Raw genomic sequence first — 9,472 nt, forward strand, 5'->3', positions numbered from 1 at the left:
CGGCCACGCCTTCGGGCGTGCCGGTGTAGATCAGGTCGCCGGGCTGCAGCTCCCAGGCGGCCGAGACGTGCTCGATGGTCTCGGCAATGTTCCAGATGAGCTGCGCCACCGTGCTGCGCTGGCGGTCTGCGCCGTTGACCTGCAGCCAGATGGCGGCGTTCTGCACATCGCCGGCCTGCGCCGCGGGCGTGATCGGGCCGATCGGGGCGCTGTGCTCGAAGCCCTTGCCGATGCACCAGGGGCGTCCCTGCTTTTTCATCTCGTTCTGCAGGTCGCGCCGCGTCATGTCCAGACCCACGGCGTAGCCAAAGATGTGCTGGGCCGCATCGGCCGCCGCGATGTTCTTGCCCCCCTTGCCGATCGCCACGACGAGTTCGATCTCATGGTGCAGGTTGGCTGTCAGGCTGGGGTAGGGCAGTTGGCCGGTCTCGCCCGCGTTCACGGGCAGGGCGGCGTCGGCCGGTTTCATGAAGAAGAACGGCGGCTCGCGGCCGGTGAAGCCCATTTCCTTGGCGTGCTCTTCGTAGTTGCGGCCCACGCAATAGATGCGGTGCACCGGAAAACGCTCGCTGGTGCCAACCACGGGAACACTGGCCACCGGGGCCGGAGGAAATACATAGCTCATGCGGGACTTTCTGCGTCAATGGGTGGAAGGGGTGCGTCGCCGGCGAGGCCGCGCGTGCGCAAGCACGCAGCAGTGTGCCATGGGCCCGATACACTCGCGGCCATGGCAGCCCGCTTGGACGGGCGGCGCGCGGCACTGGCGGGTGAAGGGCCGCTGCCGGCGCGGTGCCGGGCCGGCAGGGTGGCTGGCCGGCTGGCTGTGGGGCTGTGCGGACCACGCACCCATCGGCGCAGCGCCCAATTCTGTTCCACCGCCTTTACAGGACGCCCCATGAAGCTCTACAACTACTTTCGCTCCTCGGCCTCGTTCCGCGTGCGCATCGCGCTGCAGCTCAAGGGCCTGCCCTACGACTATGTGCCCGTGCACCTGGTGCGCGCCGAGCACCGGCAGGCCGCCTATGCGGCGCGGCTGGGCGACGCGCTGGTGCCGGCGCTCGAAACGGACGACGGCCACACCCTGGGCCAGTCGATGGCCATCATCGAATACCTCGATGAAACCCACCCCGCACCCGCATTGCTGCCCGGCGGCGCGCTGGAGCGCGCACGCGTGCGCGCGCTGGCCCAGATGGTGGCGTGTGAGATCCATCCGCTCAACAACCTGCGCGTGCTCAAATACCTGGTGCACGAGATCAAGGTCGGTGACGACGCCAAGAACGCCTGGTACCACCATTGGGTGCGCAGCGGCCTCGAAGCCTTCGAGCGCCAGCTGGCCCTGCTGGCGCAGGAGCGCGAATCCGCATGCCAGGCGCCGTCGCAGTACTGTTGGGGCGACACGCCCACGCTGGCCGACTGCTGCCTTGTGCCGCAGATCTTCAATGCCCAGCGCTTCCATGTGAACCTGGACGGCCTGCCGCGCACGCTCGCGGCTTTCGATGGCTGCATGGCCCTGCCGGCTTTCCAGCAGGCGCAGCCCTCGGCCTGCCCCGACGCCGAAGCGTGAGCCCAAGGCCTGCCATGCACCTCGACTGGCTGGTCCCCGACTGGCCCGCGCCCGCCCATGTGCATGCGCTGTGCACCACGCGCGCCGGCGGCGCCAGCGCGGCGCCGTACGACAGCCTGAACCTCGGGGGCCATGTGGGCGATGACCCGGCTGCCGTGCAGGCCAACCGGCGCGTGCTGCAGGCGGCGCTGGCCGCTGCCACGCCGGGGGCGCATGCCATATTTCTGCAGCAGGTGCATGGAACGCGGGTGCTCGCCTTGGGGGCCAGCCTGCAGGATGGCAACTGCGCCGATGCCTGCGTGGCCACCGCGCCTGGGCAGGTCTGCACCATCATGGTGGCCGACTGCCTGCCGGTGCTGCTGACCGACCGCCAGGGCCGTGCCGTGGCCGCAGCCCATGCCGGCTGGCGTGGTCTGGCAGGAGGGAAGGAGGGCGGCGTGCTGGAAGCGGTTTTCCGGGAGTTTTCGGCCCTGGCGCTTGCAGGGTCTGTGCAAGCAGCTATCAAAAATGGAGTGAATGCACCGCCCGTGCAGCCGCAGCAAGTGCCCGTTGCAACCGACACGCTGGCCTGGCTCGGCCCGTGCATCGGCCCGCAGGCTTTTGAGGTAGGCGCCGAGGTGCACGCCGCCTTTTGCGCGCACGACGGCGCGGCGGCGCAGCACTTTCGGCCGCATGGTTCCGGCAAATACCTGGCCGACCTGGCGGCGCTGGCGCGCCAGCGCCTGCATGCGCTCGGCGTCAGCGCGGTCTATGGCAACGACAGCAGCGCCGCCTGGTGCACGGTGGCGAACCCTTCAAGGTTCTTTTCGCACCGGCGCGACAGTGCCGCCCTCGGCGGCAGCGGGCGCTTCGCCGCGTGCGTCTGGATCGGCTGAAGCCGCAGCCGAGGCCTCCTGCGCGGCGGCTGCGCGCTCGGCCATCTCGCGCGCGTGGATGGCGCGCCGGCGCCCCGGCGTGCCGAGGATGTACACGACGATGGACAAGGGCAGCAGGCCATACAGCACAAAGGTGATGGCGGCGCCCAGCAGCGAGCCCGTGGTGCTCGTGGCTTCGGCCACGGCCATCATGATGGTGACGTAAAGCCACGCGATAACGACCAGATACATCAGCGGTCCACGTAAGGAAAAGAAAGGGATTGGAGCGTTACCATAGCCGAGTGCTCGGCAACAATCGGGTGGCAACCACGCACAGTGAGCGGGTTCTTCGCACCCAAAGGAGGCAGCATGGATTCTGATTCACTCTGGGACCAAAGTGCCCAGCAATTCCAGCAGATTTTCGGCGAAAGCTGGTCACGTGCGCTGCAATCCTTCCAGGGTGTCGATGTGGGCGCCCCCCAGTTGCCTGCGCCCGTGCACTTCGCCCCCGAAAAGATCCAGACGCTGCAGCAGCAGTACCTCGACCAGATCCGCGAGCTGTGGAGCCAGGGCGCAGCGCCGGTGGCAGCGCAAGACAAGCGCTTCAGCGGCGACGGCTGGTCGCGCAACCCGGTGGCGTCGTTTTCTGCCGCCACCTACCTGCTCAACGCGCGCACGCTCATGGGCCTGGCCGAGGCCGTGGACGCCGACGCCAAGACCCGCGCACGCATCCGCTTCGGCGTGGAGCAGTGGTTGGCCGCCATGGCGCCGAGCAACTTCCTGGCCTTCAACGCCGAGGCGCAGCGAAAGGCGATCGAAACCCAGGGCGAGAGCATCGCCAAGGGCCTGCAGAACCTGTTGCGCGACATGCGCCAGGGCCACGTCTCGATGACCGACGAGAGCCTGTTTGAAGTGGGCCGCAACGTGGCCACGACCGAGGGCGCCGTGGTGTTCGAGAACGAGCTGTTCCAGCTCATCGAATACAAGCCGCTCACGGCCAAGGTGTACGAGCGGCCCTTCCTGCTCATCCCGCCGTGCATCAACAAGTTCTACATCCTCGACCTGCAGCCCGACAACTCGCTGATCCGCTATGCGGTCAGCCAGGGCCAGCGCACCTTTGTCGTGAGTTGGCGCAACCCCGATGCGTCAATGGCGGACAAGACCTGGGACCACTATGTGGAGGACGGCGCCATCGAGGCCATCCACGTGGTGCAGCAGATCTCGGGCGCCGAGCAGATCAACGCGCTGGGCTTTTGCGTGGGAGGCACGATCCTGAGCAACGCCCTGGCCGTGCTGGCGGCGCGCGGGCGCGAGCCCGTGGCCAGCGCCGCCTTCCTGACCACGCTGATCGACTTCACCGACACCGGCATCCTCGACGTCTTCATCGACGAGGCGTCCGTGCGCTTCCGTGAAATGCAGATGGGCCAGGGCGGCATGATGCAGGGCAAGGACCTGGCCTCCACGTTCAGCTTCCTGCGCCCCAACGACCTGGTCTGGAACTACGTGGTGGGCAATTACCTCCAGGGCGAGACCCCGCCGCCGTTCGACCTGCTGTACTGGAACAGCGACAGCACCAACCTGCCCGGACCTTTCTATGCCTGGTACCTGCGCAACATGTACCTGGAAAACAAGCTCATCGAATCCGGCAAGCTGACCGTGTGCGGCGAAAAGCTGGACCTGAGCCAGCTGACGCTGCCGACCTACATCTATGGCTCGCGCGAGGACCACATCGTGCCCATCGGTGCCGCCTATGCCTCCACCCAGGTGCTGCCGGGCCCCAAGCGTTTTGTGATGGGGGCCTCGGGCCACATCGCGGGAGTCATCAACCCGCCATCCAAGAACAAGCGCAGCCACTGGATCCGCGCCGACGGCAAGCTGCCCAAGACCTTCGACGCCTGGCTGGAGGGCGCCGAAGAACACCCCGGCAGCTGGTGGACCGACTGGAGCACCTGGCTGCAAGCCCATGCGGGCGCGCAGATCCCGGCACCCAAAACCTACGGCAAAGGGGCAAAATTCAAGGCGATCGAGCCTGCGCCTGGCCGCTACGTCCAGCAGAAGGCCTGATCTCCGGCGCCGACCCATTTACACAAGGACCACACCATGGAAGACATCGTTATCGTTTCGGCCACCCGCACGGCGGTGGGCAAGTTTGGCGGCGCGCTGGCCAAGACCCCGGCCACCGAGCTGGGCAGCATCGTGATCCAGGAAGCGCTGGCGCGCGCGCGCGTGGGCCTGGACCAGGTGGGTGAAGTCATCATGGGCCAGGTCCTCACCGCGGGCGTCGGCCAGAACGCCGCGCGCCAGGCCATGATGAAGGCCGGCGTGGCCAAGGAAACCCCGGCGATGACCATCAACGCCGTCTGCGGTTCGGGCCTGAAGGCAGTGATGCTGGCAGCCCAGGCGGTGGCCACGGGCGACAGCGAAATCGTCGTGGCCGGTGGCCAGGAAAACATGAGCGCCAGCCCCCATGTGCTCAATGGCTCGCGCGATGGTCAGCGTATGGGCGACTGGAAGATGGTCGACACCATGATCGTCGACGGCCTCTGGGACGTGTACAACCAGTACCACATGGGCATCACCGCCGAGAACGTGGCCAAGCAGTACGGCATCACGCGCGACATGCAGGATGCGCTGGCCCTGGGCAGCCAGCAGAAAGCGGCGGCCGCGCAGGACGCGGGCCGCTTCGCTGACGAGATCGTCGGCGTGCGCCTGGCGCAGAAAAAGGGCGACCCCATCGTCTTCAACGCCGATGAATTCATCAACCGCAAGTCCAATGCCGAGGGGCTGGCCAGCCTGCGCCCGGCCTTCGACAAGGCCGGCAGCGTGACGGCGGGCAACGCCTCGGGCCTGAACGACGGCGCTGCCGCTGTCGTGGTGATGAGCGCCAGGAAGGCGGCCGCCCTGGGGCTCACCCCCCTGGCGCGCATTGCGTCCTTTGGCACCAACGGCCTGGACCCGGCCACCATGGGCATGGGCCCCGTGTCTGCCACGCGCAAGGCCCTGCAGCGCGCGGGCTGGAGCGCGTCCGACATCGACCTGTTCGAACTCAACGAAGCCTTCGCCGCCCAGGCCTGCGCCGTGAACCAGGAACTCGCCATCGATCCGGCCAAGGTCAACGTCAATGGCGGTGCCATCGCCATCGGCCACCCCATCGGCGCGTCGGGCTGCCGCATCCTGGTCACGCTGCTGCATGAAATGCAGCGCCGCGATGCGAAGAAAGGCCTGGCCGCTTTGTGCATTGGCGGCGGCATGGGCGTGGCCCTGGCGCTCGAGCGCTGAGCAAACGGCGCCTGTGGGGCCGCGCGCCTCCGTGTTTACGTGGACAGCCGGCGCGCCGAAGACCGCTAGAGTGGGAGCGGTCCCAGCATCCAACAAGAGGAGATCAAGATGAGCAAAAAAGTAGCGTATGTCACCGGCGGCATGGGGGGCATCGGCACCGCCATTTGCCAGCGCCTCCACAAGGATGGGTTCACGGTTGTCGCAGGCTGCGGTCCCACGCGCGACCATGCCAAATGGCTGGCCGAGCAAAAGGCGCTGGGCTACACCTTCCACGCGTCGGTGGGCAACGTGGGCGACTGGGACTCCACGGTCGAGGCTTTCAGCAAGACCAAGGCCGAGCACGGCAGCATCGATGTGCTGGTCAACAACGCCGGCATCACGCGCGACCGCATGTTTCTGAAAATGTCCCGCGAAGACTGGGACGCCGTGATCGAGACCAATCTCAACAGCATGTTCAACGTCACCAAGCAGGTGGTGGCCGACATGGTTGAAAAGGGCTGGGGCCGCATCGTCAACATCAGCTCGGTCAATGGCGAAAAAGGCCAGGCCGGTCAGACCAACTATTCGGCCGCCAAGGCCGGCATGCACGGTTTTTCCATGGCGCTGGCGCAGGAACTGGCGACCAAGGGCGTGACGGTGAATACCGTGAGCCCGGGTTACATCGGCACCGACATGGTCAAGGCCATCCGCGCCGACGTGCTTGAAAAGATCGTCGCCACCGTGCCGGTCAAGCGCCTGGGCGAGCCCAGCGAGATCGCCTCCATCATCGCGTGGCTGGCATCGGACGAAGGCGGCTACGCCACCGGCGCCGACTTCTCGGTCAACGGCGGACTGCACATGGGCTGACTGCGCGCAGGGCGGGTGCCAACGGGGGCGCCCCCTCCCGTACCTTGAAGCCGCTCCGCATGCTGGGAGCGGCTTTTTTGATGGCGCTGCGCCAGCAGGCGGCTAGCGCATGGTGGGGCAACCCCACGCAAAAACGCCCGCAAATTGCGGGCGTTTCTGTCAAAAGGATCGGAAGGGCTGCGCAGAGGCGCAGGCGAAGGGCCTCAGAAGCGGGCAGGAGCGCGTTTGCGGTCGCGTTCGTCTTCGGGCCAGGTGGACAGGATGGTGGTCATGGTCATGGGAGTAGTTCCGTTGATGAACCTACAACGCAGCCGCCCGGGACGGCGTTGACACCCATGACCGCTAAAAATGCAACAGGGCTTGGGCCTATGTAAGCACTTTTATTTTCGCTATGAAAAATGTAGCTAAAACCCATGCCGGGACAATGGTTTGCGCTGCTTTTCAGGGTCAGTGCGCCCGCGCGCTTACGCGGACGGGCTTGCAGCCGCCTCCAGCTGGCCCGACAGCTCCAGCCAGCGTTCTTCGAGCGCGGCCGTTTCGTCGCCACTGGCCTTGAGGCGGCGCCCGCAGTCGGCGATCTCGGCCGGCGGCAGGGCTTGCGTGAGGCGCTCTTCGAGCGCCGTGCGCTCGGCGGCGAGTTCGGCCAGGCGCTGGTCGATTTTTTCCAGCTCGCGCTTGAGCGGGCGCAGCTTTTCGGCCTGCTGCTGGCGCGCCAGGGCGTCTTGCTTGCGCTGGTCGCGGGCGTCGCGCGCCGGGGGCGCGCTGTGGTCGGTCGATGCAGGCACTTTTTGGCCGCCAGCGCTTGCCACGCTTGCGCTGACAGCTATCGAAACCGGGGCTGGCGCTGCGGCGGTCGCCAGCGCGGCGGCTTTGGCCGCGGCGCTGGCGACCGCTTCGGTCTTGGCCAGTTCGCGCTGGCGCTTGGCTTCGTCGAGCAGGTAGCGCTGGTAGTCGTCGAGGTCGCCGTCGAACGGGCCGACCGCGCCGCGGCCCACCATCCAGAACTCGTCGCAGACGGCGCGCAGCAGGGCGCGGTCGTGGCTGACCAGCATCACCGTGCCTTCGAACTCGTTGAGCGCCATCGACAGCGCCTCGCGCGTGGCCAGGTCCAGGTGGTTGGTGGGCTCGTCGAGCAGCAGCAGGTTGGGGCGCTGCCAGACGATCATGGCCAGCACCAGGCGGGCCTTCTCGCCGCCGCTCATGCTGCCCACGGTCTGCTTGACCATGTCGCCGCTGAAGTTGAACGTGCCCAGGAAGTTGCGCAGATCCTGCTCGCGGCCCGATTCGCGGCTGCTCGGGCCCAGCTCCCGCGCCAGGCGCACCATGTGCTCGAGCGGGTTCTCGTGCGGGCGCAGCACGTCGAGCTCCTGCTGCGCAAAGTAGCCGATCGACAGGCCCTTGCCCTCGGTCACGGTGCCGGCCAGCGGCGCCATGGTGCGCGCGATGGTCTTGACCAGGGTGGACTTGCCCTGGCCGTTGGCGCCCAGGATGCCGATGCGCTGGCCCGCCAGCACGCTGCGGCTGACGTTGTGCAGGATGGTGGTCTCGACCCCGTCGTCGCCGAGGTAGCCGAAGGCCGCGTCGGTGATCGCCAGCATCGGGTTGGGCAGGTTGAGCGGCTCCTTGAACTCGAAGGTGAAGTCGGCATCGGCCAGCACGGGCGCGATCTTCTCCATGCGCTCGAGCGCCTTAACGCGGCTCTGCGCCTGCTTGGCCTTGCTGGCCTTGGCTTTGAAGCGGGCGATGAATTTCTGCAGGTGGGCGATCTTGTCCTGCTGCTTCGAAAAACTCGCTTGCTGCAGTTCGAGCTGCTGCGCGCGCAGCTCCTCGAACTTGCTGTAGTTGCCGCCATAGCGCGTGAGCTGGGCGTTGTCGATGTGCATCGTGACGTTGGTCACGGCGTCGAGGAACTCGCGGTCGTGGCTGATGACGATCATCGTGCCCTCGTAGCGCTTGAGCCAGGCTTCGAGCCAGACCAGGGCGTCCAGGTCCAGGTGGTTGGTGGGCTCGTCGAGCAGCAGCAGGTCGGACGGGCACATCAGCGCGCGCGCCAGCTGCAGGCGCATGCGCCAGCCGCCCGAGAAGCTGTTCACGGGCTTGTCGAGCTCCGACACCTTGAAGCCCAGCCCGAGGATCAGTGCCTGGGCGCGCGGCACGGCGTCGTGCGCGCCGGCGTCGGCCAGGTCGGTGTAGGCGTGGGCAATCGCCATGCCGTCGTCTGCCGCCTCGGCCTGGGCCAGCTGGGCTTCGAGGTCGGCTAGGCGCGTGTCGCCCGCGACCACGAAGGCGGTCGCGGGCTCGTCGGTTTCGGGCATGTTCTGCGCGACCTGCGCCATGCGCCACTGCGTGGGAATGTAGAAGTCGCCGCCGTCCTCGTGCAGGCTGCCGTTGAAGAGGGCGAACAGGCTGGATTTGCCGGCGCCGTTGCGCCCGACCAGGCCGACGTTTTCGCCGGGGTTGATGGTGGCGTTGACGGCGTTGAGCAGCACCTTGGCGCTGCGGCGCAAGGTGACGTTTTTAAGAGTGATCATTAAGAGGGAAGAAAACGGATGAGGGCCTCGCGCGTGACCAGCAGAACCTGGTCTTCGCCTGCACTGGTGTCCAGCCAGAACACGGGCAGCTGCGCAAAGGCGGCCTCGAAAAAAGCGCGCTCGTTGCCGATTTCCAGCACGAGCACGGCGTGCGCGCTCATGCGCGCGGGGGCATCGGCGAGGAGGCGCCGGATGAAGTCCATGCCGTCGTTGCCACCGGCCAGCGCCAGCGCGGGCTCGGCGCGGTACTCGGGGGGCAGCTGGGACATGCTGTCGCTGTTGACATAGGGCGGGTTGCAGAGGATCAGGTCCCACGGGCCGGGCAGCTCGGCCAGGCCGTCGGACTGCTGCAGCGCGATGCGCTTTTGCAGGCCGTGCCGGTCGACGTTGATGCGCGC

Annotated in this window: 8 protein-coding genes and 1 pseudogene; 5 read left to right on the top strand and 4 right to left on the bottom strand. The window is 67.1% G+C overall.

All coding sequences use genetic code 11. The annotated features are described in order from the left end of the window. Positions 1 to 625: fumarylacetoacetate hydrolase family protein (locus tag B2J89_RS10130; RefSeq protein WP_169168958.1), on the bottom strand; the 625-nt coding region annotated here is incomplete at its 3' end. Between the two features lie 270 nt (positions 626 to 895). On the opposite strand from B2J89_RS10130, the gene maiA reads away from it, so the two are divergent. Further along, positions 896 to 1,564 carry a maleylacetoacetate isomerase gene (gene maiA / locus B2J89_RS10135; RefSeq protein WP_169168959.1) on the top strand — a complete coding sequence of 223 codons (669 nt, stop codon included), beginning with the start codon at positions 896 to 898 and terminating at the stop codon, positions 1,562 to 1,564. Positions 1,565 to 1,578: 14 nt separating this feature from the next. Continuing rightward, positions 1,579 to 2,439: a polyphenol oxidase family protein gene (locus tag B2J89_RS10140; RefSeq protein ID WP_169168960.1), complete on the top strand. Its 861-nt coding sequence runs from the start codon at positions 1,579 to 1,581 to the stop codon at positions 2,437 to 2,439. On the opposite strand, the gene B2J89_RS10145 is transcribed toward B2J89_RS10140, so the two are convergent. Further along, the gene (locus B2J89_RS10145; RefSeq protein ID WP_169168961.1) at positions 2,359 to 2,670 is read right to left on the bottom strand and encodes a hypothetical protein; all 312 of its coding nucleotides are present in this window, start codon (positions 2,668 to 2,670) and stop codon (positions 2,359 to 2,361) included. The two genes, B2J89_RS10140 and B2J89_RS10145, sit on opposite strands and share 81 nt — an antisense overlap. A gap of 117 nt (positions 2,671 to 2,787) precedes the next feature. Here B2J89_RS10145 and B2J89_RS10150 point away from each other — a divergent pair, with 117 nt between their 5' ends. The 3 genes from B2J89_RS10150 (at position 2,788) to phbB (ending at position 6,543) form a co-directional block, all read left to right on the top strand. Further along, positions 2,788 to 4,482 (top strand): alpha/beta hydrolase, encoded by a 1,695-nt coding sequence (locus B2J89_RS10150; protein ID WP_169168962.1) that lies wholly within the window; start codon positions 2,788 to 2,790, stop codon positions 4,480 to 4,482. A gap of 36 nt (positions 4,483 to 4,518) precedes the next feature. Then, on the top strand, positions 4,519 to 5,697 hold the full coding sequence (locus tag B2J89_RS10155) for an acetyl-CoA C-acetyltransferase (RefSeq protein WP_169168963.1): 1,179 nt from the start codon (positions 4,519 to 4,521) through the stop codon (positions 5,695 to 5,697). Between the two features lie 108 nt (positions 5,698 to 5,805). Beyond that, on the top strand, positions 5,806 to 6,543 hold the full coding sequence (gene phbB / locus B2J89_RS10160) for an acetoacetyl-CoA reductase (protein ID WP_169168964.1): 738 nt from the start codon (positions 5,806 to 5,808) through the stop codon (positions 6,541 to 6,543). A gap of 464 nt (positions 6,544 to 7,007) precedes the next feature. Here the strand turns inward: phbB and B2J89_RS10165 are convergent, their stop codons facing one another. Together B2J89_RS10165 and B2J89_RS22755 are read right to left on the bottom strand one after the other, a co-directional pair. Then, complete coding sequence (locus B2J89_RS10165; protein ID WP_169168965.1) at positions 7,008 to 9,074, bottom strand: ABC-F family ATP-binding cassette domain-containing protein; 2,067 nt, start codon at positions 9,072 to 9,074, stop codon at positions 7,008 to 7,010. Further along, positions 9,074 to 9,472, bottom strand: a pseudogene (locus tag B2J89_RS22755) (50S ribosomal protein L3 N(5)-glutamine methyltransferase); the annotation flags it as partial. The pseudogene B2J89_RS22755 and the gene B2J89_RS10165, both read right to left, overlap by 1 nt.

The sequence above is a fragment of the Acidovorax sp. SRB_24 genome, assembly GCF_012931925.1.